The following is a 24,306-nucleotide window of genomic DNA, read 5'->3' as shown; positions in this document are numbered from 1 at the left end:
CTTTAGAAATGAGGAAGAGCTGAAGCAACCTTCATTTCTTCAGGAACAGTGACAATAACTTGATGAGCTTTTAATTGATATTTATCAATAATCCATTGACGAAGTTTTTCTTTAGAGACATTAGCAGTTCCTCGGAATTCATGTCCGTTATCATGGACAGTCCAGTCTCCCATTTTCTTAAAATCAGTATTCTTAAGTAAGTCAGGGTATTGATCTAGCTCTTTAAGATGAACAATAGTAAAGGTATTACTATTACGTACAATGACGTTTTTCTTCAAAGTCTTACTTAAGTACCAGAAGAGTATAGCAACAGCGCTAACTCCAACAACAAGTCCTGCAAAAGCAATTAAAAACTGTATGAAATTCATATTATTGCCTCCTTATGAGACATAGTATACTCTTTATCTAAAACGTTTTCAAGCAAAAGATGACCTATTACTTTCCGTAGTATTATGGAAAAAGAATGCGTTTTCATTGCCGCTTATGGAGTTTATAATAGAAGTATCAAAGTCAGGAGGAAAAACGATGACTACTTTTAAAGATGGATTTTTGTGGGGTGGTGCTGTTGCTGCTCATCAACTTGAAGGTGGATGGCAAGAAGGTGGTAAAGGAATCAGTGTTGCTGATGTGATGACTGCTGGTCGTCATGGAGTTGCCCGTGAAATTACCCCGGGAGTTTTGGAAGGTAAATATTATCCAAACCATGAGGCTATAGATTTTTACCATCGTTATAAAGGAGATATTGCACTTTTTGCTGAAATGGGATTTAAGTGCTTCCGAACATCGATTGCCTGGACACGTATTTTCCCAAAAGGTGATGAGTTAGAGCCCAATGAAGAAGGTTTGCAATTTTATGATGATCTTTTTGATGAGTGCTTGAAGTATGGAATTGAACCTGTAATTACGTTATCTCATTTTGAGATGCCTTATCATTTGGTTACAGAATACGGTGGGTGGAAAAATCGAAAATTGATTGATTTCTTTGCTCACTTTGCGGAAGTCGTATTCAAACGTTATAAAGATAAAGTTAAATACTGGATGACCTTTAATGAAATCAACAATCAGGCCAATTACCAGGAAGATTTTGCACCATTTACGAACTCTGGTATTGTATATGAGGAAGGTGACGACCGAGAAGCTATTATGTATCAAGCAGCACACTATGAGTTAGTAGCTTCTGCTCGAGCAGTAAAAATTGGTCATGAAATTAATCCAGATTTTCAAATTGGTTGTATGATTGCGATGTGTCCTATTTATCCTGCAACTTGTAATCCTAAAGATATTTTAATGGCTATGAAGGCTATGCAAAAACGTTATTACTTTACTGATGTACATGTTTTGGGTAAATATCCTGAACACATTCTCAAGTATTGGGAACGTAAAGGAATCTCAGTTGATTTTACAGATCAAGATAAAGAGGATTTACTTGGAGGAACAGTAGACTATATTGGATTTAGTTACTATATGTCTTTCGCTATCGATTCTCATCGTGAGAATAATCCTTATTTCGATTATCTTGAAACAGAAGATTTGGTTAAAAATAATTATGTTCAGGCATCTGAGTGGGAGTGGCAGATTGACCCAGAGGGCTTACGTTATGCATTAAACTGGTTTACTGATCACTATCATTTGCCATTATTCATTGTTGAAAATGGTTTTGGTGCTATAGACCAAGTTGAAGAAGATGGCATGGTTCATGATGATTATCGGATTGATTACCTAGGGGCTCATATTCGTGAAATGAAAAAAGCTGTAGTTGAAGATGGTGTTGATTTGATGGGATATACTCCTTGGGGCTGCATAGACCTAGTTTCAGCTGGTACCGGTGAGATGAGAAAACGTTACGGATTTATCTATGTGGATAAAGATGATGATGGACAAGGGACTTATGAACGCTCACCAAAGAAATCATTTAATTGGTATAAAGAAGTTATTGCATCTAATGGTGCAACGATGGAATAAAACTAAGAAGCTGGGTGTATTCCCAGCTTCTTTAGTAAACATAGGAGAATAAATATGATTGGTAGTATTGCAGCAATTTTAACAACATTTGCCTTTTTGCCGCAAGTTGTGCGTGTGGTAAAAACAAAAGATACTTAATCAATTGCCTTAGGGATGTATGTTATGCAGGTTATTGGTATTGCTTTGTGGCTTGCTCATGGCCTTCATATTGGTGACTTACCTTTGATTTTGGCTAATAGTGTTTCCTTTTTACTATCTGGTATTATTTTGATTTATAAATTAAAGTACAAATAATTATTTTCCGTATCGTTGAGGAAAAATCAGAAATGGTAATTGTAAGCGCTTTATTTTATAATTAAAGTGTAAATAAGAAGTAACCCAATCAGGTATCAATTTGATGGGATTAGATTAAAGGAGAAAATCTTATGGCAAAAGCATTGATTATTTGTGCAGCTGGAATGTCTTCATCACTTATGGCAAAGAAAACAACTGAGTTTCTAAAGGGGAAAGGTCAGGATATTGAGGTTGACGCTATTAGTGCCACTGAGGGCGGAAAAGCTATTGCAGCATCAGAATTTGATTTATACCTTGTAAGTCCTCAAACAAAAATGTATTTTAAACAGTTTGAAGAGGCAGGGGCTAAAGTCGGAAAACCAGTTGTTCAAATTCCACCACAAGCTTACATTCCAATTCCAATGGGAATTGAAAAAATGGCTAATTTAATTGTAGAAAACATCTAATTTTTGTTAAAGAAATAGTGTAAAAAAATAGATGTTAGTTAATATTATCTGTTGACTAGATTATAAATGATTCATAATGTAACTTATGCTCGATAAAAAGAAGTAAAGGTGTGAAAATATCCTATAATAGAAGGTGAATATATCATTTTTAGGAGGATATGTGATTGTCAAAAACTAGGGAAAAAAGCATCCTTCAATTCTTGATAAAGCATAGGGAACGTTATGTTACGAGTAAAGAGCTTGCTGAATACTTGTCCTGCTCGGATAGGACTGTACGTAGTTACTTAAAATCAATTGATCAAACCTTAAACCTTCAAGGTGTTAGCTTAGTATCAAAACAAGGACAAGGTTATAGACTGTTTTTTGAAAGCCAAGAAGCTTGCCAAACTTTTCGTCTGATTTATGAATTAGGAGATGATTATAATACAAAATCTTCCATGTCCCAAAGTGATGATCGGCTAGCCTTCATTTTAAATAAGCTCTTGTTTGAACAGGTTCCAGTTCTTTTTGATGATTTAGTTGAGGAGCTATATGTCAGTCGCTCAACCTTGTCTAATGATTTTAAAAAGATACGCCAGATGCTGGCTGAGTATAACCTAACTATAGAAAGTAGAGCGAATAAAGGTGTCTACGTTTCTGGTGAAGAACGAGACAAACGTCGCTTTATTATGAGTTATTTCTTGGAGAACCAGTTTTTTAAAGCATTGCACTCTTATGTGAAATCAAATTTTTTTGACCAAAATCTTCCATTAGAGGAATTGGCAAAGATTGTTTTAGAAGAATGTCAGGAAGCCAATCTAAAGTTGTCGGATTTTGTTTTACAAAATTTAGTTGTTCATATAGCTTTAGCAATAGGCCGTATCAAGTCTGGTTTTGAAATAAGTAACTTAGATTGTCAGATGGCAGATAATGATATTGAACGTCGGGTTGCTAAGAGGATTCTTTCAAGAGTTAGCAAGGTAACCAATCAGGAATTTCCAGTTCAAGAGATTGATTATATTACCCTACATCTGTTAGCTAAAAGTCAGTTACCCCAAAACAATCAAACAGAGTTTTCTAAAGAGGCACTGAGAGACTCGGTGGTTCAAAGCTTTAAAACCTTAGGGTTAGAGGACATATATCACTTTTCTTCGGATTTTCAACTTATTGAGAGTCTTATAACTCATTTGATGACCTTACAGGTACGTTTAGCCAGTCATATTAATCTTAGTAATCCATTGGTAGATGAGGTTAAACAGAATTATAGTGACGTCTTCTTCATGACCAAGGAAGTTCTTGCAAATATGGAAGCTTTTTCACAGGCTACTATATCTGATGATGAAATAGTTTATGTCTGTCTTCATTTCTTGGCTGCCATCGAACGTCGGAAAGAAAACCATAAATTTTCAGTATTGGCGATTTGTGCAACAGGTTTTGGAGCTGCTCAAATGCTCCGAAATCGCCTTGAGTCTGAACTTGGGAATCGTATAGAGGTAGTTGATGTCATAGGTTACTATGAGTTGAACCAAGAAAAGATAGATGGTATTGATTTTATTGTATCGGCTGTTGATTTATCGAACCTTTACTTTCAGATACCAGTTTTTACGGTGAGTGTCTTTCTTAAATCTGACGAAATATCTCAGATTCGTCATGCTATGAATCAGATGCAAGTCTCGAAAATTAGGAAACGTTCAGAAGTAGCCCTTATTGAAGACGACAATTTTAAACAGTACTTTAGCCGAGATAATTTCTTTCTGTGGACGAAAGGCGATAAAACACGACTATTGGAAGAAATGGCTGAGTCTCTATCTGTCGATGAATCAGTGGACTTCAAACAGTCTCTACTTTATGAAATAAAACAGCGTGAGGAATTAAGCTCAGTCGTCTTTTCCGAAAAAATTGCAGTTCCTCACCCAATTAAGCCTTTGGGAAAAGAAGTGAAGATCTCAGTTGCTATCTGTCAAGAACCTGTATCTTGGGATAGTCAAAGCTCACATATTCAACTTGTTTTTCTTTTATCACCATCTAAATATGGGAATGAAGGATTGGCGGATGTGACGGTAAAAATTGTTTCCTTAACAGAAAATGATGATTTACAAAAGCAATTAATCAAGTGCAAGGATTTTGATGAGTTTATTACAATATTTGAAAAAATAACATAGGAGGTTCGTATGAATCAAGAAGAACTACAGGTTGCAGCCTTTGAAATTATTCTTCATTCAGGTACTGCTAGAACAGAAATTCATGAAGCGTTTGCTGATATGCGAGAAGGTCGCTTTGACGAAGCAGGAGCTAAGTTAGACCATTCAAATGAAGAAATTTTAGAAGCACACCATGCACAAACAAAACTTTTGCAAGACTATGCAAGTGGTGTAGAAATTAAGATTGAAATTATCATGGTCCATGCTCAAGACCATTTAATGACCACAATGACTCTATTGGAAGTGGCAAAAGAAATGCTAGTTCTTCATAGAAAGGTTGGCTAAATAGATATAGTTAAACAAGGAGGAAGACAATGACAAAAAAAGAACAACTAGAAATCGAGCGTCAACGTCGGGAGACAGCATTAAAAAATACTTTCTTTAATCGCTACCTTCTTCTACGTTATACAATAGCACTCTTCTTTTTTGGCAATTTTTATTGGCTTTTGAATCAATTTATTCGTCCTTCTTTTGTTATTGTTTTCCCTATTACGTTAATTGTATTAGCGATTTTGGCTACTGTTGAGCAGTTTCGATTGTATGGCAAGCGTGATGAACGTTTGAAAGTGACTCAGATGTTTGTTCGCTCGCAAGCTGTTATTCAGGTGGGACTACTTGTTCTAACTTGGACAAGTCTGTTTACAACTCTTTTCCCAATTTTTGAAAATAATCAAGCTGCACGTTTCTTCGTTTTTGTTATTCTTTTACTAGGTTTAGGCCTTTGCTTGCTAAATCTTAAAAGAATTCAAGAAATATATGAACGTAAAGATAAGGCTTATCAACGCTTTATCCAGTTAGAAAAGAGTTCTATAACCTTATAACAACTTTTAAAAGGATTGCTATTGAAATATATATAATTATTATTAAGGAGGTCCGATTATGGATCAACAAAACGGATTATTTGGTTTCCTTGAAAATCATGTCATGGGACCAATGGGAAAACTTGCCCAGTTTAAAGTTGTACGTGCAATCACGGCAGCAGGTATGGCAGCTGTACCATTTACTATTGTTGGGTCAATGTTCTTGGTATTTAGTATTCTGCCACAAGCTTTCTCATTCTGGCCAATTGTAGCTGATATTTTCTCAGCTTCATTTGATAAGTTTACTTCTCTATACATGGTTGCTAACTATGCTACTATGGGTTCCCTCTCTCTTTACTTTGTTCTCTCACTTGCTTATGAGTTAACTAAAATCTATGCAGAAGAAGAAGAAATAAATATGAATCCTCTTAACGGTGCTCTTCTTGCGCTCATGGCGTTCATTATGACCGTTCCACAAATCATTTTTGACGGTGGAATGATGAAAGCTGTAGGTAGCCTTAAAGAAGGTGCAGTCGTTGTTGACGGTTGGGCAATGGGCAATGGCGTTACTCGTTTTGGTACTACTGGTATTTTCACAGCTATTATCATGGCTATTGTGACAGTTCTTATTTATCGTACATGTGTAAAACGTAATTGGGTTATTAAAATGCCTGAAGCTGTTCCAGAAGGGGTTTCTCGCGGATTTACAGCCTTGATTCCAGGATTCGTCGTTGCATTTGTAGTTATCTTTATTAACGGTGCACTCGTGGCGTTGGGAACTGACATCTTTAAAGTTATTGCTATTCCATTTGGGTTTGTTGCTAACCTAACTAACTCATGGATTGGATTAATGATTATTTATCTTTTAACTCAACTCCTCTGGATTGTAGGGATTCATGGTGCTAACATTATCTTTGCTTTCGTTAGCCCTATCGCACTTGCTAACATGGCAGAAAATGCTGCTGGAGGACACTATGCTGTAGCTGGTGAGTTCTCTAACATGTTTGTTATCGCTGGTGGATCAGGTGCAACTCTTGGTCTGTGTCTCTACATTGCTTTTGCTGCTAAGTCAGAGCAACTTAAAGCGATTGGACGTGCCTCAGTTGTTCCAGCATTGTTCAACATTAATGAACCTTTGATTTTTGGTTTGCCAATTATCTATAATCCAGCATTAGCGATTCCATTTATCTTAGCTCCAATGGTTACAGCTACTATTTACTACTTTGTTAATGCATTGCACTTGATTAATCCTGTTATTGCACAAGTTCCATGGCCAACCCCAGTGGGAATCGGAGCCTTCTTAGGAACAGCAGATCTCCGTGCTGTCTTAGTTGCTCTTGTCTGTGCAGTTGCTGCCTTCCTTGTTTACTTCCCATTCATTCGTGTTTACGATAAGAAATTGTTGAAAGAAGAACAAGAAGCTTAATTTATGGTTAAAGATCTTAACTTTGTTAAGGTCTTTTTTGTTATACTAATGGTATTCAATAAAACATCTATTAAGTAGGAGCAACCCTATGAACAAATTCTTAAGAGTCCTATTTATCCTTGTCATCCTAGCCATGACTGGTGCCATTATTTTTCAGCTGTTCTTCCCAACTTATATGGGAAGTCATTCGGGGTACGGTATTTCAGTTGGCTGGCAGAGGGAGATTGGTATTTGGAATGTGGCAGTCCTTGTCATCCTGATTGCCGTAAACTTCAAATACGATTGGTTTTATTTGAGAGCTGTACTGATAGCTTTGATTATTGGAGGCCTCGGGATTGGGACTAATCATTTCCTTAGCTATCTTCAACATCATCACTCAGTCAACGCCATAGGTGCACTTGAAAATTATCTTTTAGTCCTTGGCTGGGTTGTAGGTTGGTGGCTAGAGGTGTCTGGAATCAAAAAGAAATAAGGTAACTATTGTTTAGATTAGGGAGGTACTTCATAGGATACTTCCCTTATTTTTTTGGTCCCTTTTTCCTTGACAAGTAAAAAGAAAACGTTTACAATTTGATGTATAAAGTTTCCTGAAAAGAAAACCAAAAATTGTGAAAACAAGGAGATCATCATATGGCTACTATGAAAGCAGCTCGCTGGCATGCAGCGAAAGACGTTCGTATCGAAGAAGTGGAAGTACCTGAAGTACAGCCTCATCAAGTAAAAGTGGCAGTCAAGTTCACAGGAATCTGTGGTACAGATTTGCATGAATATTTGGATGGACCAATCTTCATTCCAACAGAAGAACATGTGTATTCTGGTCAAAAAGCACCGGTTACTTTGGGACATGAATTCTCTGGTGAGATTGTAGAAGTCGGAAGTGATGTGACTCGTGTCAAAGTTGGCGATCGTGTAACCATCGAACCAATTCTTGCAGAGCACAACTTGATTGGTGATTATAACCTTGATCCAAACTTGAACTTCGTCGGCCTCGCTGCAGATGGTGGTTTTGCGAAATACTGTGTCCTTGATGGTGATCTTGTCCATGTGATTCCAGATAGCTTGAGCTATGAACAAGCCGCTCTTACAGAACCTGCTGCTGTAGCTGTGTATGCAGTCCGTCAATCTGCTTTGAAAGCTGGGGATACAGCTGTTATCTTTGGCTTGGGTCCAATTGGTCTTTTGATCGTTGAAGCCCTTCGTGCAGCAGGAGCATCAAAAATCTATGCGGTTGAATTGTCTCCTGAACGCCAAGCGAAAGCAGAAGAATTGGGAGCAATTGTTGTTCGCCCAGAAGAAGGGGAAACAGTCGTAGAGGCTATCCATCGTTTGACAGGCGGTGGAGCAGATGTTTCTTACGAAGTTACTGGGGTTCCGGTTGTTTTAGGCCAAGCCCTTGCAGCTGTTCATAAAGCTGGGGAATGTATGGTCGTATCTATCTGGGAACGTGAAGCCAGCATCAATCCAAATGAATTCGCCATCCAAGAAAAATCTCTCAAAGGAATTATTGCCTACCGTCACATCTTCCCTAAAGTTTTGGAATTGATGGAACAAGGCTACTTCCCTGCTGATAAATTGGTTACTAAGAAAATTAAATTGGAGAATATCGTTGAAGAAGGTTTTGTTGAATTAACCCAAGATAAATCTCAAATTAAAATCTTGGTTCAACCAGAATAAGCTTATAAAGGTCGAATGAATAGATAAAGGTCGAAACCGTTTTGTTTCGACCTTTTTGTGTTACAATAACAGAAACAAATAGATTTGGGAGGCGACTATGTCAAAGACGCTAAAAGGTAGTCTGATGGTCATAACTGCAGGAATTGCCTGGGGATTTTCAGGAGTTTCTGGTCAATACCTAATGGCTCATGGTGTTAATGTCAATCTTTTGACGAGTTTACGTTTGCTTCTGTCTGGAATTTTACTAACGGCTTCGGTCTTTTTTAGGCAGCGAGACAAATTAGTACAAGCTATTAAAGATAGAAAAACCTTAGTAAGTATCGCCTTATTTGCGCTCTTTGGTCTGGTACTAAATCAGTACGCCTATCTTAGTGCTATTCAATACACTAATGCTGGGACAGCGACGGTCTTGCAGTATGTCACCCCAGTTATCATCCTGGCTTTTGTATGTGCAAAATATCGTAGGTTCCCAACAGCAGCAGAGCTAGTGGCGATTATCCTGGCTATTGTGGGAACCTTTACCATCGCAACGCATGGTCAGATAAGGGAGCTGGCGATTACACCTCTGGGCTTGTTCTGGGGTCTCTTTTCGGCGGTGACCTATGCAATTTATATCTTACTGCCTGCTAAGGCTATTGAAAAATGGGGAAGTTTGATTGTCATTGGTTTAGGTCTGTTGATCGGTGGTTTAATCTTTCCGATTGCTATCCAAGCCTGGAAGTACGAGCTACCCTTGACTAGTGGAAATCTTTTAGCACTCTTTGGCTTGGTCTTCATTGGGACAGTCTTTGCCTACACAGTTTTCCTTAAGGGGACAACCATGGTTGGCGCTGTAAAAGGCAGTCTCCTGGCCTCGGTAGAACCTGTGGCATCGGTCATTTTAACGGTCTTAATCATGGGTGACCACTTCTTTGCCATTGATGTGCTTGGAATGATTTTAATTGTTCTTGCTGTTATCATCATATCGCTTAAGAATTTAGTTGCCCTTAAAAAACAAGAAAAAATTCAAAGATAAGATTGGAGCCTGAGTGATCGTGGCTCTTTTCTTTATTGTTCTGTAAAGGATGTTCTTAAAAAATAGGACTTAAGTCCCACACATAAACCTTAAAAATATGGTAGAATAAGAGGTAAACTAACATTTTGGAGAGAAAATGACTATAGACGATTATAGGCCCCATTTTATGGTGGAGGCTGTTTATGATTTGAAACCTGACCAGTTACGTGAACACGGTATTCGTGCCGTCTTGGTCGATTTGGACAATACCTTGATTGCTTGGAACAACCCTGATGGGACTCCTGAGCTACGTGCTTGGTTGGATGAGATGACAGAGGCTGATATTCCGGTAGTTGTGGTCTCTAACAATAAATATGAACGTGTTGAACGTGCGGTTGCCAATTTCCATGTGGATTTCGTGAGTCGTGCCATGAAGCCTTTCACTAAAGGTATTAATGAAGCGATTGAGCGTTACCACTTTAACCGAGACGAGGTTGTTATGGTGGGAGACCAGCTAATGACTGACATCAGAGCTAGCCACAGAGCTGGAATTCGCTCGATTTTGGTCAAGCCTTTGGTGAAATCAGATGCTTGGGTAACCAAGTTTAACCGTTGGCGTGAACGTCGCATGTGGAAAAAGATTGAAAAAGCATATGGTCCAATGACCTTCAACAAAGGAATTTAATGGAAGAATTATTTTGTATTGGGTGTGGAGCCCAAATTCAAACAGAAGATAAAGAAAAAGCAGGTTTCACACCTGCTAGCTCTATTAAAAAGGCCGAAGAAACAGGTGAGTTATACTGCCAACGCTGTTTCCGTCTTCGTCATTACAATGAGATTGTGGATGTCCACATCACAGATGATGAATTTTTAAAATTGCTTCATGAAGTTGGTGATAGTGATGCCCTCGTTGTCAATGTCGTTGATATTTTTGATTTTAATGGATCAATCATACCAGGCTTATCACGCTTTGTTTCGGGTAATGATGTGCTCTTGGTTGGAAATAAAAAGGATATCCTACCTAAATCAGTAAAAGATGGTAAGGTAACCCAATGGTTGACAGAACGTGCCCACGAAGAAGGCATGCGTCCCGTGGATGTCATGTTAACGTCTGCCCAAAATCACCACGCCATTAAAGAGTTGATTCAACGTATTGAAAAACTCCGTAAGGGTCGTGATGTCTATGTTGTTGGTGTTACGAATGTTGGTAAATCAACCTTAATCAATGCCATCATCAAAGAAATTACTGGTGATAAAGATGTTATTACAACCTCTCGTTTTCCAGGAACGACCCTTGATAAGATTGAAATCCCATTGGATGACGGTAGCTATATTTTTGATACACCAGGAATTATTCACCGACACCAGATGGCACACTATCTGTCAGCGAAGGATCTCAAGTACGTTAGTCCTAAGAAGGAAATTAAGCCAAAAACTTACCAGTTAAATGCAGGACAAAGCTTATTCCTAGGCGGTCTTGGACGTTTTGACTTTATTGATGGGAATAAGCAAGGTTTTACAGCCTTCTTTGATAATAACTTGAAGCTACATCGTACCAAACTTGAAGGCGCAGATGCCTTCTATGATAAGCATGTTGGAAGTCTTCTCATGCCTCCTGGACCAAAGGAATTGGCTGATTTTCCAAAACTTGTTCGTCATGAATTTACTGTTAAAGATAAGACAGACATTGTCTTCTCAGGATTAGGATGGATCCGTGTCCAAGGAAAAGCTGACCAACCAACCATCGTTGCTGCTTGGGCACCAGAAGGTGTTGGCGTTGCCGTACGAAAAGCGATTATTTAAACTTAATTAAGTAGTTAAAAGGAATAAACATGTCATTAACATCAAAACAACGTGCCTTCCTCAAATCGGAAGCACACACACTTAAACCTATTGTACAAATCGGGAAAAACGGTCTTAACGACCATATCAAAACTAGCGTTCGCAACGCCCTTGATGCCCGTGAATTGATCAAAGTAACCCTACTCCAAAACACTATGGAAGATATTCATGAGGTTGCTGAAATCTTGGAAGAAGAAATTGGCTGTGATACAGTTCTTAAGATTGGACGTATCTTGATACTCTATAAAGAGTCAGCCAAAAAAGAAAATCGTAAGTTGTCACCAAAGGTCAAAGCTATCCAAAAATAGTTGTTGACTTTGCTTGGTGAAGGATAAACTGAAGTATAGGAACACTTTTGAAGCATCAGCTAGCCTTAAGTCAGTTGTATAATGCTTGAAAAAGAGGAGGCGTACATGGCACTGGATCTCGTAACCCCATTTACAAAGGTTCAACTAGAAGAAGAAATCAAAGATACTGGTCGTAAGCAGGTGGGAATTTTAGGTGGAAATTTCAACCCTGTTCACAATGCTCACTTGGTTGTTGCGGACCAGGTGCGTCAGCAGTTAGGTCTTGACGAAGTTCTTCTCATGCCTGAGTTTGAGCCACCTCATGTCGATAAAAAAGAGACTATTGATGAACAACATCGCCTTAATATGCTTATGTTGGCTATTAATGGTATCGAGGGTTTGGATATTGAAACCATCGAGTTGGAACGCAAGGGAATCAGTTATACTTATGACACCATGAAGCTTTTGACAGAGGCCAATCCTGATACGGATTATTACTTTATTATTGGAGCGGATATGGTCGAATACCTACCAAAATGGCATCGTATTGATGAACTAATCGAGATGGTCCAATTTGTTGGTGTTCAGCGTCCTAAGTATAAGGCTGGAACCTCTTACCCAGTTATTTGGGTGGATGTGCCCCTTATGGATATTAGTTCGAGTGCAGTCAGAGCCTACATTAAGAAGGACCGTACACCTAACTTTATGGTGCCCCAGTCTGTACTTGCCTACATCAAGAAAGCGGGGCTCTATAAATGACCTATGAAAAATATCTAGACTATTCTCGTGAAGAACTCCTTGAAAAAGTTCGAGCGGTCATGAGTCCTAAACGCTTCAATCATGTTTTGGGTGTTGAGCGAGCTGCTATTGCTCTTGCTGAAAAGTATGGTTACGACACTGAAAAAGCTGGTTTGGCTGGCCTCCTTCATGATTATGCCAAGGAACTTCCGGATCAGGAATTCTTAGAGCTAATCGATAAGTATGAGCTCGATCCTGAATTGAAAAAATGGGGGAACAATGTCTGGCATGGCATGGTTGGGATTTACAAAATCCAAGAAGATTTGGGTTTGACTGATTCTGAGATTCTACGCAGTATTGAGATCCATACCGTCGGAAGCCATGAAATGTCAACCCTAGATAAGATTGTCTATGTGGCTGATTATATTGAGCATAATCGTAATTTCCCTTTGGTAGAGGAAGCTAGACAAGTAGCAGAGCAATCCTTGGATAAGGCAGTTGCTTTTGAAACAGTCCATACGGTAGAACACTTGGCCCACCAAGCTCTACCGATTTTCCCACAAACCTTGGAAACCTATAATGCTTTTGTGCATTACTTAAAAGAGGATTAGTAAGTGAAAACAGCTTTTATTATTATTGATGTACAAAATATCTTAGTGGAAACAGGTTTTGAAACACAAAAGCTGTTAGAGAAAATCTCTTATTTACAAGATCAGGCTAGAAAACAGCAGATTGAAATTATCTATATTCAGCATATTGAAACGGAAGAGGCTCTAACCTCGGAAGATTGGAAATTATCGCCACTATTAAAGAGACAGTCTGATGAAAAGGTTTTTCAGAAGCGATACAATAGCATGTTTAAAGAGACTGGATTAAAGGAATACTTGGATCAACAAGGAATTGAGAAACTAGTCTTATGCGGTATGCAGACGGAGTATTGTGTTGATACATCCGTTAAAGTTGCTTTCGAACATGGCTACAAGTTAGTCGTTCCCGAAGGTACTGTTACAACCTTTGATGGAGACGACATTCCAGCAGAAACGATTAATGAATTTTACGAGAACATTTGGGATGAACGTTTTGCAGATGTCTTAGATTACAAAACGATTTTTTAATGAAAGAGGATTAAATGAAAGAAGAATTACTTGAATTGGTTGTCAAAGCTGCGGATGAAAAGCGAGCTGAAGACATCGTTGCCCTTGATTTGTATGGTCTCACAAGCCTAACAGATTACTTTGTTATTTTGAGTGCTATGAATAGCCGTCAGTTGGAAGCTATTGCCGACAACGTCCGTGAGAAAGTGAAAGAAGCTGGCCTTGACGCTAGTCACATGGAAGGTGACAATAAGGGTGGTTGGATTCTTTTGGATCTTAACGATGTTGTTGTTCACATCTTTACAGAAGATGAACGTGCACACTATAACCTCGAAAAACTCTGGCATGAAGCACCAATGGTGGATGTGTCAGCTTATTTGGCATAAAATCTGAACTCAGTTGGCGACAACTGGGTTTTGTTGCTTAAACTAAAGATTTAATAGGAAGGATAGAGCCTTGTGTTTGGTTGGTTTGTCAACTGAACACGAGCTAAAAGCTGTGAGAAAAAGATAAACTTTCTTTGCTTTTGACGCTCTTTGTATCTTGATTTATGGCTACTTATGAAACTTTTGCGGCTGTCTACGACGCTGTTATGGATGATAATCTTTACGATTTGTGGACGGATTTCTCCCTCCGTCATTTGCCAAAGACTAAGGACAAAAAGAAATTGCTCGAATTGGCTTGTGGGACTGGGATTCAATCTGTGCGTTTTTCTCAAGCTGGTTTTGATGTAACTGGACTCGATTTGAGTGCTGATATGTTGAAGATTGCGGAGAAGCGTGCGTCTTCCGCCAAACAGAAAATTGACTTTATTGAAGGCAACATGTTGAATTTATCGCAAGCTGGTAAGTACGACTTTGTGACTTGCTACTCAGATTCAATCTGCTATATGCAGGATGAAGTAGAGGTTGGGGACGTCTTCAAGGAGGTTTATAATGCACTGAATGAAGATGGCGTCTTTATCTTTGATGTGCACTCAACCTATCAGACGGATGAGGTTTTCCCTGGCTATTCCTACCATGAAAATGCAGAAGACTTTGCTATGCTCTGGGATACCTATGAGGATGCGGCTCCGCATTCTATTGTCCATGAATTAACTTTCTTTGTCCAAGAGGAAGATGGAAGCTTTAGCCGTCATGATGAGGTGCATGAGGAACGCACCTATGAGGTCTTGACTTATGATATCTTGCTGGAGCAGGCTGGCTTCAAATCTTTCAAACTTTATGCCGATTTCGAGGACAAGGAACCAACTGAAACTAGTGCCCGTTGGTTCTTTGTGGCCCAAAAGTAAGAGCCTATGACAGTTACAGGTATTATTGCTGAGTTCAATCCTTTTCATAACGGTCACAAGTATCTCTTGGATCAGGCTAAAGGCGTAAAAATCGTTGCCATGTCCGGGAATTTTGTTCAGCGAGGTGAGCCAGCTATTGTGGATAAGTGGACTAGGGCTCAGATGGCTTTGGAAAATGGGGCAGACCTCGTGGTTGAGTTGCCTTTCTTGACGTCAGTCCAGTCTGCCGATTATTTTGCTGCTGGAGCCGTCGATATCTTGTCCCGACTGGGAATTGATAGCCTTACTTTTGGAACGGAAGAAGTCCTAGATTACCAGGCAATAGCAAATGTCTATGCTGAAAAGTCAGAGGACATGGAAGCCTTTGTGGAAAACTTGCCGAGTGACCTATCTTATCCACAGAAGACACAAAAAATGTGGGAAAAGTTTGCTGGTGTAGCCTTTACTGGCAATACACCCAATCATATCCTAGGCTTAGCCTATGCCAAAGCTTGTGCTGGTAAGGGTATTAAGTTGAATCCTATCCAGAGACAAGGAGCCGGCTATCATTCCTCAGATAAGGAAGTATCTTTCGCCTCAGCGACCAGCCTACGTCTCCACAAGCAAGATAGTGATTTTGTGGATAAGTTCATGCCCGATAGTAAACTTTTTCAGACATCTCCACAGGTCTCTTGGGATAATTATTTCCAATTGCTGGTTTATCAGATTCTTACAAACCCCGATTTGACTAGTATTTTCCAAGTGAATGAAGAGATTGCTAGACGTTTAAAAGCTGCTATCCGTGAGATTTCTTCTGTGGAGGAACTAGTGGATAAGGTAGCAACTAAACGCTATACAAAGGCTCGTGTACGTCGTATTTTGACCTATATCCTTGTCGGAGCTGTGGACAACCCTCTGCCTGAATCCATTCATGTGCTTGGATTTTCTCAAAATGGGCAGTCTCATCTCAAATCTGTGAAAAAATCTGTGGATATAGTGGCTCGGATTGGAAGGGAGCCTTGGGATATGCTTACACAGCAAGCGGATAATGTTTATCAATTAGGCAACCCCGAGCTTTCTCAACAAAATTTTGGACGCATACCACATAGAGTAAAATAGCTTTATAGAAGGTCTACCTCTGGTAGGCTTTTTTGCTTCTTTTTCGAATAAATGTAATAGAAAGGATAAACTTGTACAAGTTCCTGACAAGTTTATCCTTTTGGTATATAATAAAAGAAAAGAGGAAAATGAGGTATGCTAATGGAAGCAGTCGTCTATTCAACGTTTCGAAATCATTTGAAGGATTATATGAAAAAGGTTAATGATGAATTTGAACCTCTAGCTGTAGTCAATAAAAATCCTGATGAAGATATTGTAGTGGTCTCAAAGAGTGAGTGGGATAGCATTCAAGAAACATTGCGTATTGTTCAAAATAAAGAACTATCAGACAAGGTTTTAAGAGGAATGGCTCAGGTACGTGCTGGAGAGACTCAAGAACATGCACTAAAGGAGTAGAAAATGTTACTCACTTTCACTGAAGATGCATGGATGGATTATTGTTATTGGCAAAGTCAGGATAGGAAGACACTTAAGCGAATCAATAAGCTGATTAAAGACATTCAACGGGATCCTTTTTCAGGTATTGGGAAACCAGAACCCTTGAAGTATGACTTTCAAGGAGCTTGGTCTCGGCGAATTGATGCTGAAAATCGTTTGATTTATATGATTGATGGTAAGAGTGTCGCCTTTCTCTCTTTCAAAGATCATTATTAGGTCTACCTTTGGTAGGCTTTTTTTACTTTCCGTAAATTATTTTCCAAAAGGTCAAAAAAGATCAAATAATACTATTGACCTTTACTGACTAATAGTGTATGATAGTTTCATAAGGATTTAGCTTCCTTATAAATATAAATCTTGCAGTGCTTGCCTAAATACTTGTCATAAAGTTATTTTGGTTTGACTGCAAAAAAGTTTATGACAAAGGTCAAAAAAAGTCAAAAAAACTATTGACTATTACTGACCAATGTTGTACAATATAAACATAAGGAAATTAAATCCTTATGAAGGCTGTGTCAATAGCCCATATACCAATAAAAAGGATTGCAGCTAGTCTGCAAAAATTTTCATCTGAAAGGTCAGTAAAAGTCAAAACTAAATTCTTGACCTGGTCAAATGAAAGGTATATGATAAAGCTATAAGGAAAAAGGTTTCCTTAATCTACAAGTTTCTTTCTGAAAGAGGCTTGGAAGTTAGCTATATTGAGAGATTCACAGAAAGAAGGTGGCTCTTATGCTAAATGACAATTTATTTAAGACTGTGAAAGTTCTCAGTCTCCTACCAAGAGCAAAACCTGAAATTATTAGAAGAGTAGTTGAAGCTACTAAAAATTTTTAGGGTTTTGGTCAGTAAAAGTCAGAAAACACATTAACATAAAAATAACACTTAAAAAAATTCACAAGAAAACACAAAACGAGGTAATTATATGAACAACAACTTTAACAATATGGACGATCTTTTCAATCAATTGATGGGTAACATGGGTGGTTACCGTTCAGAAAACCGTCGCTACATGATTAACGGTCGTGAAGTGACACCTGAAGAATTTGCGATTTACCGTCAAACAGGTCAATTGCCTGGTAATGAAGGTGAAGCAGTGAACCCAACTCAACAACAAGGTAAAGGACCTAAACAAGATGGTATTCTTGCTAAACTTGGTCGTAACTTGACAGAAGAAGCTCGTGAAGGTAAATTGGATCCTGTTATCGGACGTAACAAAGAAATCCAAGAAGCTTGCGAAATCTTGGCTCGTCGTACAAAGAATAACCCAGTCCTTGTCGGGGATGCTGGGGTTGGTAAAACAGCCGTAGTTGAAGGTTTGGCTCAAGCCATCGTCAATGGTGATGTCCCAGCTGCTATCAAGAACAAAGAAATCATCTCAATTGATATTTCTGGACTTGAAGCTGGTACTCAATACCGTGGTAGCTTTGAAGAAAACATTCAAAACTTGGTAAACGAAGTCAAAGAAGCTGGAAACATTATCCTCTTCTTCGATGAAATCCACCAAATTCTTGGTGCCGGAAGCACTGGTGATGGTCAAGGGTCTAAAGGTCTTGCTGATATCTTGAAACCTGCTCTTTCACGTGGTGAATTGACAGTGATTGGTGCAACAACTCAGGATGAATATCGTAACACTATCTTGAAGAACGCTGCCCTAGCTCGTCGTTTCAACGAAGTTAAGGTCAATGCTCCTTCTGCTGAAGATACTTTCAAGATTCTCCAAGGTATCCGTGATCTTTATGAAAAACACCACAATGTTATCTTGCCAGATGATGTTTTGAAGGCAGCGGTAGATTTCTCTGTACAATACATTCCACAACGTAGCTTGCCAGATAAGGCTATCGACCTTGTCGATGTAACAGCTGCTCACTTGGCTGCTCAACACCCAGTGACTGATGTGAATGCTGTTGAACATGAAATTGAAGCTGAAAAAGCTAAACAAGAAGCTGCAGCTGCCAAAGAAGACTACGAAGCAGCTCTAAACGCTAAGGTTCGTATTGAAGAACTTGAAAAGAAAATTGCTAACCATACAGCAGACCTTAAAGTCACTGCAACTGTTAACGATGTGGCTGAATCTGTAGAACGTATGACTGGTATCCCAGTATCGCAAATGGGAGCAACTGATATCGAACGTTTGAAAGATATGGGCCACCGTTTGCAAACTAAAGTTATCGGTCAAGATAAGGCCGTTGAAGCAGTGGCACGTGCCATCCGTCGTAACCGTGCAGGATTTGACGAAGGTAACCGCCCAATCGGTAGCTTCCTCTTTGTAGGACCTACTGGTGTTGGTAAAACTGAGTTGGCTAAACAATTGGCTCTTGATATGTTCGGTACTAAAGATGCCATTATCCGTTTGGACATGTCAGAATACAGCGACCGCACAGCCGTTTCTAAATTGATTGGTACAACAGCTGGTTATGTTGGTTATGATGACAATAGCAATACTTTGACAGAACGTGTTCGCCGTAACCCATACTCAATCGTTCTTCTCGACGAAATTGAAAAGGCTGACCCTCAAGTCATCACCCTTCTCCTCCAAGTTTTGGACGATGGTCGTTTGACAGATGGTCAAGGTAACACTGTAAACTTCAAGAATACTGTGATTATCGCAACTTCAAACGCAGGCTTTGGTTACGAAGCTAACTTGACAGAAGATGCTGATAAACCAGAACTTATGGATCGTTTGAAACCTTACTTCCGTCCAGAATTCCTTAACCGTTTCAATGCTGTCATCGAATTCTCACACTTGAGCAAAGAAGATCTTTCTAAGATTGTAGACCTTATGTTGGTTGAAGTTAACAAGACGCTTTCTAAGAAAGACATTGACTTGGCAGTTAGCGAAGCTGCTAAAGAATACATGACTGAAGAAGGCTACGACGAAGTCATGGGTGTTCGTCCACTCCGTCGTGTGGTTGAACAACAAATCCGTGACAAAGTCACAGACTTCCACTTGGATAACCTTGATGCTAAACATCTAGAAGCTGATATGGAAGATGGTGTCTTGGTTATCAAAGAAAAAGATGCTAAATAAAAAGCATAAAACCTCCTAATCCTATTTATGAAGCAGAGATGTTAGTAGACATCTCTGTTTTTTTCTTTTTTATTTAAGACTTTCCTTGGGTGCTACGGACGGAAGCGACTTCCTAACGGAATTCCATTCCTAAGATTTGAGTCTGGGTCTCAAATCTTCCGAGTGAGAGAAGCAATAGGACTTCTCTTACTTTTAGCACAGCGGAAAGTCTTGTTTTGTGTATAGCTGTGACTTTTATATTTATTCTTAAATATAAAATGAGATAAAATTGTTTAAATTATGATAATATGATAAATAGTTAAAAATATATTCTATTTTCAAGAAAGCGTTGACAACGCATTCATATCGCTATATAATTTTTGTGTAAAATTAAATTTTAGTTAGTGATTTCTTGGGTCTAATATTACAATCTTTTGTTATTTGATAAGGAGAAATAATGTTAAAAGTAGTTTTATGGATTTTGGCTATTCTACTTCTTGTAGGAATAGCAATGTTGAACCCCCTAATTGCAGCTGGTATTGTGATTGCAGGATTGTTAATCCAGTTGTTTTTGAAGAAATGAGTTAATAGGAAAAAAGTATGAAAAAGATAATATATGGTATTTTAGCGATTTTATTAGTGATTGTCGTAGGATTCATTTTTCTTAGCGTATATAAAGGGAGTGAGTCATCTGGTAATCAAAAACCAAAGACAGAAATCATAGTAAATGTAAAATCTTTGGAAAAGGTCAGTGAGTTAGTTTTACTCAATGCATCTATTCAAAAAGTTAAGTCAATAGAAAATAATACAAAGTTATTTGGTAGTAACTTTGTAATACCTGGTTCAGAAAAGAAAGCACTCATTATTCTAAATTATACGGCAAAATTCGGTATTAAGAATGATGTAACCATTAAAGATAATGGTAATCATAATTATCAAGTTACATTACCCAAATTTGAAGTTATTGGTGTTGAATTAGATAAAGACAAACCCTATACACTCTACGATACTAGTGGAGGGATTCTTAGTTATTCGACTAAAGACATAGATACTGGTGAGGCTGTTGCAGAAGGTTTTTCAAATAAGGAACAACAAGGTTTTATAAAGGACAATAAAAAATTATTAAAGGAGTCAGCCGAGAAGTACTACTCTACAATGATTAAATCTTTGGACCACGAGGCAAAAGTGACAATTGAAACTCAAAAATAAAGGTGAGGAAAAGATATGTTAAAGTAAATTTTTAATGTTAGCGTTTATGTATTAGCGGTTTTTGGATTTATATTTACATTGTTAATATTTTTTTGGCTATTAGAGATTCTTCGAATGAAAATTCTACTAATGGCAATAATACGTCAAAAGTAGGACAAAGTATTATGGGTTCGAAAAAAACAGTAGCAAAAACGGAAGAACTATATAGTGATAAAAATATTAAAATAATAAGAACTGGTGGAAATATTATTATTGATAACTTAACGGATAAAGAAATTAATATTGAATCAACTTTTGTAATTAACAATAGTATTGAAGCAAAGCCATTTAGTTCGTCACAATCTAGAATTGATCCGAAAGGAAAGCAGTCAGTATCTATATCAGAATTTGTTGCAGTTAATTCAGGACAGAAAGTTGAGGAATCAGACGAAAAAGCAAAAAAGCAAACTACTATAAGCATAAAATGAAGAGCAGTGAAAATATTGGGTGGACTGCTAATATACAGAATGGTAACTATGATACAATGAATTCATTTAGTATAAATTTTAATTACTAATTGTGAGGAGATGCAGAATGAATTTATTGGATAAACTGTTAAGTAATAAGATTGTTAATACAAATGGTTACACACGTTCAGATACTGGTACCAAAGTCCATTCCTATTTAAGGACACATCCTAAAAATCAAGGCTTAACGAAATCAGCAACATGTTCTATTATTAATGCTTTAAAAAAGAAATAGTAATTATATGAAAATAGGTTTAGTAGCGTTCTCTTTAATCTGATTAGTGGTGCCTTTTATTATTGAATGGTACTTTCTGTTGTGAAAAAAAGGAACATTGAGTGACTATTACACTATCCATAAACTTTTTATAAGTTTTCATCATTGATAAAAAAGGTAAGTAGCACAGGCTACTTACCTTTATTCTTTATCATCACCTTGATACTTTTGCAAGCGTTCTTGGATGATATTGAGTCGGGGTTCGAGGTCTTTCTTGAAGACACGTGTTTTATAGTTGAGGTCTTGTTTGATGTCAGCAAGTACCAGGTTTTGTTCCTTGATGATGTCAAGGTTGCGTTTGATATTGTCCAAATCGTAGCAGATATTTTCTCGTGATTGGTTGAGGTCTAGGATTTCCTCTTTGATGTCTTCACGTCGTTTATAGGCGTAGTAGGCACCGTAGGCGAGGGCTCCAAGAGCTAGAAAGCGTCCAATTTTCATTCTGTTACCTCTTTAGCGATGCTGTCAGCAAGGTCAGCCAGGGCAGCGAAGTCTGGTTCGTGTTCGTCAAATCCCATGTGGATACCATCGTCTGCACCGTAACGAGGAACGAGATGAATATGAGCGTGGAAGACGGTTTGTCCAGCAACTTCTTCGTTGTTATTAAGGATATTCATGCCGATTGCTCTAGTTGCTTTTTGCACGGCACGAGCAATTTTTGGAACACGGCTAAAGACAGTCTCAGCAGTCTCAGCAGACATTTCTAAGATGTTACGAACGTGCTCTTTAGGAATAACCAAGGTATGTCCTTTTGTAGCTTGTGAAATATCGAGGAAGGCTAGAACCTTGTCGTCCTCGTAGACTTTTGATGAAGGGATTTCTCCAGATATAATTTTACAGAAAATACAATTATCCATAATAACGACCTTTCCATGAGTTTTTGTTATAATAGATTATATCATACCAAAGAGAGAAAAGATAATGCTTAAATTAGAAAAGGTGACGGGTGGTTACGCTAATATTCCCGTCCTAAAAGATGTGACTTTTGAGGTGGCTGATGGTGAATTGGTTGGTCTCATTGGTCTTAATGGTGCTGGGAAATCAACAACAATTAACGAGATTATTGGTCTCTTAACACCTTATGGGGGACAGATTGCTATTGATGGGTTAACTATTCAACAAGATCCAGCTAGCTATCGTCAGAAGATTGGCTATATTCCTGAAACGCCAAGTCTCTATGAAGAGTTGACGCTTCGTGAACATTTGGAAACGGTGTTGATGGCCTATGGTCTTGATGTGACTGAGGGGATGGCACGTGCGGACAAGTACCTCAAACTCTTTCGCTTAGATGAAAAGTTAGATTGGTTCCCGACTCAGTTTTCAAAGGGAATGAAGCAGAAGGTCATGATTATCTGTGCCTTTATTGTTGGTCCAAGTCTTCTCATTGTTGATGAGCCCTTCCTAGGTTTGGATCCCTTGGCGATTTCGGACTTGATTGAGCTTTTGGCTGAGGAAAAAGCGAATGGTAAGGCTATTCTCATGTCGACTCACGTTTTGGATTCAGCTGAGAAGATGTGTGATCGCTTTGTGATTTTGCACCATGGACAGGTCTTAGCACAGGGGACTCTCGAGGAGCTCCGTCAGACTTTTGGCGACGATAGTGCTAGTCTTAACGATATCTACATGCAGTTAACTAAGGGAGAATTGTCATGATAGCTAAGCTATTTAAGGAGCGTAGCAAGCGATTCAATGCCCGCTGTGCTAAGTATAGTCGCTACGTTTTTAATGATCATTTTATCTTGGTTCTTCTCTTTCTGCTAGGCTTTGTCTTGGTTCAGTATAGCCAGTTGCTGAAGCATTTTCCAAAAAATCCGTGGGCAATCATTCTTGGCCTGCTTGTGCTTTGTCTGTTATTACCTTTCTGGGGGAATATTGCGACTTATCTAGAACCTGCGGACAAGCACTACCTTTTGGTTAAGGAAGAAGAGGTGCTAGACCATGTTAAGAAGGCAACAGGACGTGCTTTTAGATTTTGGGTAATAGTACAAACCCTGATTTTTATTTTGGTTATTCCTCTCTTTTTAGCCTTGAGACTTCCAGTTTGGGGAGTTATCCTTGTAGCTGTGGCTATGGCTATTCTTAAGTATGTTATTTTCCAGAAAAAGGCTCAACCTTTTTATAAGCAGTCTGGACTGAATTGGACTGAAGCTATTGCAGGAGAAAATAAGCGTCAACAATCGATCTTGAAGTTCTTTTCACTCTTTACCAATGTTAAAGGGATTACGTCGAGTGTTAAACGTCGTGCTTATTTGGATGGTATTCTCAAACGTACAAAGAAAGACAAGGAAAATACCTGGTATAATCTTTACCTAAGAGCCTTCTTGCGTTCTGGAGATTACTTTGCCCTTAGCTTACGCCTTTTTGCCCTAACGCTTTTAGTTATCTTTTTGGTTCCTGAAAAATGGCTGGCTATGGTGCTTGTGGTTGTTTTTGACTACCTCTTGCTCTTCCAGCTCACAGCACTAAAATCACACTTTGCTTATCAGAGAATGGCTAACCTTATGCCAGTTGGAAAAGACATGCAGGTGAGCAATCTTAAGCGCTTGATTACTCAGATTGTACTTGTGCTGACTCTGGTCCAGGCTATTTGCCTCTTCAATCTTAAGTTTAGCCTGATTTTGGTTGGAATTATGCTGGTTTTGAGCCTTGTTTACCTACCAGCCAAGCTTAAGAAGATGATTGACTAACACCTATTAAATAAGTTAAAATAGAAACGAATGACTAAAGAAAAAGGAGATGCCTA

The 24,306-nt window shown here is 38.5% G+C and carries 30 protein-coding genes and 1 pseudogene; 28 read left to right on the top strand and 3 right to left on the bottom strand.

Annotated features, from left to right (window positions below; translation table 11 throughout):
- Nucleotides 1–2: 2 nt before the first annotated feature.
- Nucleotides 3–368 (bottom strand): hypothetical protein, encoded by a 366-nt coding sequence (locus ACWPVZ_RS04800; protein ID WP_060971917.1) that lies wholly within the window; start codon nt 366–368, stop codon nt 3–5.
- A 157-nt stretch (nt 369–525) separates the two neighbouring features.
- Here ACWPVZ_RS04800 and ACWPVZ_RS04795 point away from each other — a divergent pair, with 157 nt between their 5' ends.
- From ACWPVZ_RS04795 to ACWPVZ_RS04670, 26 genes and pseudogenes are all read left to right on the top strand, one after another.
- Nucleotides 526–1,962, top strand: coding sequence for a 6-phospho-beta-glucosidase (locus ACWPVZ_RS04795; protein ID WP_454381178.1), 1,437 nt, complete (start codon nt 526–528; stop codon nt 1,960–1,962).
- Between the two features lie 54 nt (nt 1,963–2,016).
- A pseudogene (locus tag ACWPVZ_RS04790) lies at nt 2,017–2,256 on the top strand (SemiSWEET transporter).
- 131 nt (nt 2,257–2,387) lie between these two features.
- A complete protein-coding gene (locus ACWPVZ_RS04785; RefSeq protein WP_003096262.1) occupies nt 2,388–2,702 on the top strand; it encodes a PTS cellobiose transporter subunit IIB in 315 nt (104 codons plus the stop codon).
- A 164-nt stretch (nt 2,703–2,866) separates the two neighbouring features.
- Complete coding sequence (locus tag ACWPVZ_RS04780; RefSeq protein ID WP_414340902.1) at nt 2,867–4,843, top strand: BglG family transcription antiterminator; 1,977 nt, start codon at nt 2,867–2,869, stop codon at nt 4,841–4,843.
- 9 nt (nt 4,844–4,852) lie between these two features.
- Nucleotides 4,853–5,167 carry a PTS cellobiose transporter subunit IIA gene (locus ACWPVZ_RS04775; protein WP_048790340.1) on the top strand — a complete coding sequence of 105 codons (315 nt, stop codon included), beginning with the start codon at nt 4,853–4,855 and terminating at the stop codon, nt 5,165–5,167.
- Nucleotides 5,168–5,196: 29 nt separating this feature from the next.
- Nucleotides 5,197–5,703 (top strand): hypothetical protein, encoded by a 507-nt coding sequence (locus ACWPVZ_RS04770; protein ID WP_454381175.1) that lies wholly within the window; start codon nt 5,197–5,199, stop codon nt 5,701–5,703.
- Nucleotides 5,704–5,761: 58 nt separating this feature from the next.
- Entirely contained in the window at nt 5,762–7,108 is a 1,347-nt protein-coding gene (gene celB, locus ACWPVZ_RS04765) for a PTS cellobiose transporter subunit IIC (RefSeq protein ID WP_454381173.1), read from the top strand.
- An 88-nt stretch (nt 7,109–7,196) separates the two neighbouring features.
- The gene (locus ACWPVZ_RS04760) at nt 7,197–7,580 is read left to right on the top strand and encodes a hypothetical protein (RefSeq protein WP_454381171.1); all 384 of its coding nucleotides are present in this window, start codon (nt 7,197–7,199) and stop codon (nt 7,578–7,580) included.
- A 158-nt stretch (nt 7,581–7,738) separates the two neighbouring features.
- Nucleotides 7,739–8,782 (top strand): 2,3-butanediol dehydrogenase, encoded by a 1,044-nt coding sequence (locus ACWPVZ_RS04755; RefSeq protein ID WP_002891676.1) that lies wholly within the window; start codon nt 7,739–7,741, stop codon nt 8,780–8,782.
- Nucleotides 8,783–8,879: 97 nt separating this feature from the next.
- Entirely contained in the window at nt 8,880–9,797 is a 918-nt protein-coding gene (locus ACWPVZ_RS04750) for a DMT family transporter (protein ID WP_454381168.1), read from the top strand.
- Nucleotides 9,798–9,933: 136 nt separating this feature from the next.
- Entirely contained in the window at nt 9,934–10,461 is a 528-nt protein-coding gene (locus tag ACWPVZ_RS04745) for a YqeG family HAD IIIA-type phosphatase (RefSeq protein WP_002891674.1), read from the top strand.
- Nucleotides 10,461–11,579, top strand: a complete 1,119-nt coding sequence (gene yqeH / locus ACWPVZ_RS04740) for a ribosome biogenesis GTPase YqeH (protein ID WP_002891673.1) — start codon at nt 10,461–10,463, stop codon at nt 11,577–11,579. Before ACWPVZ_RS04745 ends, yqeH begins: the two co-directional genes overlap by 1 nt.
- A 29-nt stretch (nt 11,580–11,608) precedes the next feature.
- Nucleotides 11,609–11,926, top strand: coding sequence for a ribosome assembly RNA-binding protein YhbY (gene yhbY, locus ACWPVZ_RS04735; protein ID WP_002884193.1), 318 nt, complete (start codon nt 11,609–11,611; stop codon nt 11,924–11,926).
- Between the two features lie 105 nt (nt 11,927–12,031).
- Nucleotides 12,032–12,664 carry a nicotinate-nucleotide adenylyltransferase gene (locus ACWPVZ_RS04730; protein ID WP_021143701.1) on the top strand — a complete coding sequence of 211 codons (633 nt, stop codon included), beginning with the start codon at nt 12,032–12,034 and terminating at the stop codon, nt 12,662–12,664.
- Complete coding sequence (gene yqeK, locus ACWPVZ_RS04725; RefSeq protein WP_004183288.1) at nt 12,661–13,254, top strand: bis(5'-nucleosyl)-tetraphosphatase (symmetrical) YqeK; 594 nt, start codon at nt 12,661–12,663, stop codon at nt 13,252–13,254. The genes ACWPVZ_RS04730 and yqeK overlap by 4 nt, the downstream gene beginning before the upstream one ends.
- 3 nt (nt 13,255–13,257) lie before the next feature.
- Nucleotides 13,258–13,758: a cysteine hydrolase family protein gene (locus ACWPVZ_RS04720; protein ID WP_004183286.1), complete on the top strand. Its 501-nt coding sequence runs from the start codon at nt 13,258–13,260 to the stop codon at nt 13,756–13,758.
- Nucleotides 13,759–13,772: 14 nt separating this feature from the next.
- Complete coding sequence (gene rsfS, locus ACWPVZ_RS04715; RefSeq protein ID WP_107372311.1) at nt 13,773–14,123, top strand: ribosome silencing factor; 351 nt, start codon at nt 13,773–13,775, stop codon at nt 14,121–14,123.
- 164 nt (nt 14,124–14,287) lie between these two features.
- Complete coding sequence (locus ACWPVZ_RS04710) at nt 14,288–15,028, top strand: class I SAM-dependent DNA methyltransferase (RefSeq protein WP_454381163.1); 741 nt, start codon at nt 14,288–14,290, stop codon at nt 15,026–15,028.
- A gap of 6 nt (nt 15,029–15,034) precedes the next feature.
- Nucleotides 15,035–16,126, top strand: coding sequence for a nucleotidyltransferase (locus ACWPVZ_RS04705; protein WP_454381161.1), 1,092 nt, complete (start codon nt 15,035–15,037; stop codon nt 16,124–16,126).
- A 141-nt stretch (nt 16,127–16,267) separates the two neighbouring features.
- The gene (locus ACWPVZ_RS04700; protein ID WP_060971904.1) at nt 16,268–16,522 is read left to right on the top strand and encodes a type II toxin-antitoxin system Phd/YefM family antitoxin; all 255 of its coding nucleotides are present in this window, start codon (nt 16,268–16,270) and stop codon (nt 16,520–16,522) included.
- 3 nt (nt 16,523–16,525) lie between these two features.
- Complete coding sequence (locus tag ACWPVZ_RS04695) at nt 16,526–16,780, top strand: Txe/YoeB family addiction module toxin (RefSeq protein ID WP_070476136.1); 255 nt, start codon at nt 16,526–16,528, stop codon at nt 16,778–16,780.
- Nucleotides 16,781–17,489: 709 nt separating this feature from the next.
- Nucleotides 17,490–19,595 (top strand): AAA family ATPase, encoded by a 2,106-nt coding sequence (locus ACWPVZ_RS04690; protein ID WP_060971902.1) that lies wholly within the window; start codon nt 17,490–17,492, stop codon nt 19,593–19,595.
- Between the two features lie 436 nt (nt 19,596–20,031).
- Nucleotides 20,032–20,157, top strand: a complete 126-nt coding sequence (locus tag ACWPVZ_RS04685; RefSeq protein ID WP_002884447.1) for a hypothetical protein — start codon at nt 20,032–20,034, stop codon at nt 20,155–20,157.
- Nucleotides 20,158–20,174: 17 nt separating this feature from the next.
- A complete protein-coding gene (locus ACWPVZ_RS04680; protein ID WP_002884297.1) occupies nt 20,175–20,783 on the top strand; it encodes a DUF4230 domain-containing protein in 609 nt (202 codons plus the stop codon).
- A gap of 92 nt (nt 20,784–20,875) precedes the next feature.
- The gene (locus tag ACWPVZ_RS04675; RefSeq protein WP_454381158.1) at nt 20,876–21,250 is read left to right on the top strand and encodes a hypothetical protein; all 375 of its coding nucleotides are present in this window, start codon (nt 20,876–20,878) and stop codon (nt 21,248–21,250) included.
- A 106-nt stretch (nt 21,251–21,356) separates the two neighbouring features.
- Complete coding sequence (locus tag ACWPVZ_RS04670) at nt 21,357–21,524, top strand: hypothetical protein (RefSeq protein ID WP_173014516.1); 168 nt, start codon at nt 21,357–21,359, stop codon at nt 21,522–21,524.
- A gap of 180 nt (nt 21,525–21,704) precedes the next feature.
- Here the strand turns inward: ACWPVZ_RS04670 and ACWPVZ_RS04665 are convergent, their stop codons facing one another.
- A complete protein-coding gene (locus ACWPVZ_RS04665) occupies nt 21,705–22,004 on the bottom strand; it encodes a hypothetical protein (protein WP_454381155.1) in 300 nt (99 codons plus the stop codon).
- Nucleotides 22,001–22,420: an HIT family protein gene (locus ACWPVZ_RS04660; protein ID WP_037599159.1), complete on the bottom strand. Its 420-nt coding sequence runs from the start codon at nt 22,418–22,420 to the stop codon at nt 22,001–22,003. The genes ACWPVZ_RS04665 and ACWPVZ_RS04660 overlap by 4 nt, the downstream gene beginning before the upstream one ends.
- 64 nt (nt 22,421–22,484) lie before the next feature.
- Between ACWPVZ_RS04660 and ACWPVZ_RS04655 the strand changes: the two genes are divergently transcribed.
- Both ACWPVZ_RS04655 and ACWPVZ_RS04650 read left to right on the top strand, forming a co-directional pair.
- Nucleotides 22,485–23,216: an ABC transporter ATP-binding protein gene (locus ACWPVZ_RS04655; protein ID WP_342982879.1), complete on the top strand. Its 732-nt coding sequence runs from the start codon at nt 22,485–22,487 to the stop codon at nt 23,214–23,216.
- The gene (locus tag ACWPVZ_RS04650; protein WP_454381152.1) at nt 23,213–24,250 is read left to right on the top strand and encodes an ABC transporter permease; all 1,038 of its coding nucleotides are present in this window, start codon (nt 23,213–23,215) and stop codon (nt 24,248–24,250) included. The genes ACWPVZ_RS04655 and ACWPVZ_RS04650 overlap by 4 nt, the downstream gene beginning before the upstream one ends.
- Nucleotides 24,251–24,306 lie beyond the last annotated feature (56 nt).

This window comes from Streptococcus sp. Marseille-Q6379 (assembly GCF_965119505.1).
This window is presented reverse-complemented; position numbering and strand designations above follow the sequence as displayed.

Coding starts and splice junctions, on each gene's coding strand:
- ACWPVZ_RS04775 (WP_048790340.1), top strand. CDS start 4,853: ATGAATCAAGAAGAACTACAGGTTGCAGCCTTTGAAATTATTCTTCAT.
- ACWPVZ_RS04695 (WP_070476136.1), top strand. CDS start 16,526: ATGTTACTCACTTTCACTGAAGATGCATGGATGGATTATTGTTATTGG.
- ACWPVZ_RS04700 (WP_060971904.1), top strand. CDS start 16,268: ATGGAAGCAGTCGTCTATTCAACGTTTCGAAATCATTTGAAGGATTAT.
- ACWPVZ_RS04760 (WP_454381171.1), top strand. CDS start 7,197: ATGAACAAATTCTTAAGAGTCCTATTTATCCTTGTCATCCTAGCCATG.
- ACWPVZ_RS04770 (WP_454381175.1), top strand. CDS start 5,197: ATGACAAAAAAAGAACAACTAGAAATCGAGCGTCAACGTCGGGAGACA.
- ACWPVZ_RS04655 (WP_342982879.1), top strand. CDS start 22,485: ATGCTTAAATTAGAAAAGGTGACGGGTGGTTACGCTAATATTCCCGTC.
- ACWPVZ_RS04690 (WP_060971902.1), top strand. CDS start 17,490: ATGAACAACAACTTTAACAATATGGACGATCTTTTCAATCAATTGATG.
- yqeH (WP_002891673.1), top strand. CDS start 10,461: ATGGAAGAATTATTTTGTATTGGGTGTGGAGCCCAAATTCAAACAGAA.
- ACWPVZ_RS04795 (WP_454381178.1), top strand. CDS start 526: ATGACTACTTTTAAAGATGGATTTTTGTGGGGTGGTGCTGTTGCTGCT.
- ACWPVZ_RS04660 (WP_037599159.1), bottom strand. CDS start 22,420: ATGGATAATTGTATTTTCTGTAAAATTATATCTGGAGAAATCCCTTCA.
- ACWPVZ_RS04750 (WP_454381168.1), top strand. CDS start 8,880: ATGTCAAAGACGCTAAAAGGTAGTCTGATGGTCATAACTGCAGGAATT.
- celB (WP_454381173.1), top strand. CDS start 5,762: ATGGATCAACAAAACGGATTATTTGGTTTCCTTGAAAATCATGTCATG.
- yhbY (WP_002884193.1), top strand. CDS start 11,609: ATGTCATTAACATCAAAACAACGTGCCTTCCTCAAATCGGAAGCACAC.
- ACWPVZ_RS04670 (WP_173014516.1), top strand. CDS start 21,357: ATGAATTTATTGGATAAACTGTTAAGTAATAAGATTGTTAATACAAAT.
- ACWPVZ_RS04745 (WP_002891674.1), top strand. CDS start 9,934: ATGACTATAGACGATTATAGGCCCCATTTTATGGTGGAGGCTGTTTAT.
- ACWPVZ_RS04755 (WP_002891676.1), top strand. CDS start 7,739: ATGGCTACTATGAAAGCAGCTCGCTGGCATGCAGCGAAAGACGTTCGT.
- rsfS (WP_107372311.1), top strand. CDS start 13,773: ATGAAAGAAGAATTACTTGAATTGGTTGTCAAAGCTGCGGATGAAAAG.
- ACWPVZ_RS04730 (WP_021143701.1), top strand. CDS start 12,032: ATGGCACTGGATCTCGTAACCCCATTTACAAAGGTTCAACTAGAAGAA.
- ACWPVZ_RS04680 (WP_002884297.1), top strand. CDS start 20,175: ATGAAAAAGATAATATATGGTATTTTAGCGATTTTATTAGTGATTGTC.
- ACWPVZ_RS04800 (WP_060971917.1), bottom strand. CDS start 368: ATGAATTTCATACAGTTTTTAATTGCTTTTGCAGGACTTGTTGTTGGA.
- ACWPVZ_RS04685 (WP_002884447.1), top strand. CDS start 20,032: ATGTTAAAAGTAGTTTTATGGATTTTGGCTATTCTACTTCTTGTAGGA.
- yqeK (WP_004183288.1), top strand. CDS start 12,661: ATGACCTATGAAAAATATCTAGACTATTCTCGTGAAGAACTCCTTGAA.
- ACWPVZ_RS04650 (WP_454381152.1), top strand. CDS start 23,213: ATGATAGCTAAGCTATTTAAGGAGCGTAGCAAGCGATTCAATGCCCGC.
- ACWPVZ_RS04785 (WP_003096262.1), top strand. CDS start 2,388: ATGGCAAAAGCATTGATTATTTGTGCAGCTGGAATGTCTTCATCACTT.
- ACWPVZ_RS04710 (WP_454381163.1), top strand. CDS start 14,288: ATGGCTACTTATGAAACTTTTGCGGCTGTCTACGACGCTGTTATGGAT.
- ACWPVZ_RS04665 (WP_454381155.1), bottom strand. CDS start 22,004: ATGAAAATTGGACGCTTTCTAGCTCTTGGAGCCCTCGCCTACGGTGCC.
- ACWPVZ_RS04705 (WP_454381161.1), top strand. CDS start 15,035: ATGACAGTTACAGGTATTATTGCTGAGTTCAATCCTTTTCATAACGGT.